General features: G+C 39.6%; 2 protein-coding genes. Both read left to right on the top strand.

All coding sequences use genetic code 11. The annotated features are described in order from the left end of the window. Positions 1 to 317 precede the first annotated feature (317 nt). On the top strand, positions 318 to 761 hold the full coding sequence (locus EF096_RS20145; protein ID WP_123891520.1) for a three component ABC system middle component: 444 nt from the start codon (positions 318 to 320) through the stop codon (positions 759 to 761). After that, positions 758 to 1,234, top strand: coding sequence for an AAA family ATPase (locus tag EF096_RS20140; RefSeq protein WP_123891519.1), 477 nt, complete (start codon positions 758 to 760; stop codon positions 1,232 to 1,234). Before EF096_RS20145 ends, EF096_RS20140 begins: the two co-directional genes overlap by 4 nt. The last annotated feature ends 60 nt before the right edge of the window (positions 1,235 to 1,294 follow it).

Below are 1,294 nucleotides of genomic sequence, written 5' to 3'. Positions count from 1 at the left end.
GTAAGCGCTTCGATTTCAAATGTCCTATCGAAGTCATGAGCGAAGTGATGCAGAAAGCCTTGGCTATGCAATATGATGCTCCTGCGTCAATTCAATAACCGTGTTGCACTCAGCTCCTGCAACCGCCATGGCATAAATACTGATAGTGAGCATTTTCGTGTGGCAAGAAGTTGTTTGCGCAGCCTTGTAAATATATCTATAGCCGTTGCAAACTCACCAGTACCTCGGTCAATGGTAGCTGGAAAAGGCATTGAACTTTCTGATATATGTCGGATTGGGTGGAGGAAAGACTGGAAAACTTTGTATGGAAATAATAAATGATCGGAATACTAAATAATGAAGCGTTAGGCTTGCTCGCCATACAGTTTGTACTAACAAAAAGTCCACGTCTGAATATTGCCAATGCTTATCTCGTTACCCCACTTCTTTTTGATAAAAAAATACGTGGATATCTCAAGCGTAAAACCACTAATGTTCTATCAGTTCAAGAGGTGGTTACTGCGAACAATGACTATTTCGTAGGGTTTAATGAAAAGTTTACTGACTCTTTGGTGGTTAGTACAAATGCTATCGCAATGGGACTAGAGCTTAATTTATTCAATTTGGAAAGTGGTGACTTGATAGATTCGGCATCTGTTTCGTTTGATAAAAGAGGCTTAGGGAGTAAATTAGATGACATACTCGATGCTTCTAAAAATGTCTCTATAATGTTATCGGAGCCACCAGCATCACTGTATGCCTTATTAAGGATAGAAGTATGACTATACAGATTGAAAATATTATAATTTGGCAGAAAAATGGTGCTATCAGAAATCTAGAACTAAAGCGTGATACAGTAAATGTAATCACTGGTGATTCAGGGACAGGAAAGTCATCTATCCTTCATATTATTGATTATTGTCTACTTTCGTCTACAGCAAATGGGATATCGAAAGAAAATATTGACAATAAATCCAGTTGGTATGGGTTAAGGCTATGCACGAGTAAAGGCATAGTTACTATTGCTCGAAATGCGTACCATGTTGGTGAAACGAAAAATGCCTACTTTTCTGATGTCGGCGAAATTCCTGAATTGCCTATACACAATATAACGATCGCGAGCTTAAAAAAAGTATTGGATAGGGAATTTGGTTTAGATGGCGACCTCAGGGTGCCATATGGAGGTAACACGGCGGTTGCAGGAGCTGAGTGCAACACGGTTATTGAATTGACGCAGGAGCATCATATTGCATAGCCAAGGCTTTCTGCATCACTTCGCTCATGACTTCGATAGGACATTTGAAATCGAAGCGCT

This window comes from Pseudomonas neustonica (assembly GCF_003797945.1).
GTDB lineage: Bacteria > Pseudomonadota > Gammaproteobacteria > Pseudomonadales > Pseudomonadaceae > Halopseudomonas > Halopseudomonas neustonica.
Note: the sequence above shows the minus strand (reverse complement) of the source record. Positions and strands in the feature narration are given on the sequence as shown.

What these genes read in the sequence shown, in the direction of transcription:
- EF096_RS20145 (WP_123891520.1), top strand. Translation starts at nt 318, where the DNA reads ATGATCGGAATACTAAATAATGAAGCGTTAGGCTTGCTCGCCATACAG.
- EF096_RS20140 (WP_123891519.1), top strand. Translation starts at nt 758, where the DNA reads ATGACTATACAGATTGAAAATATTATAATTTGGCAGAAAAATGGTGCT.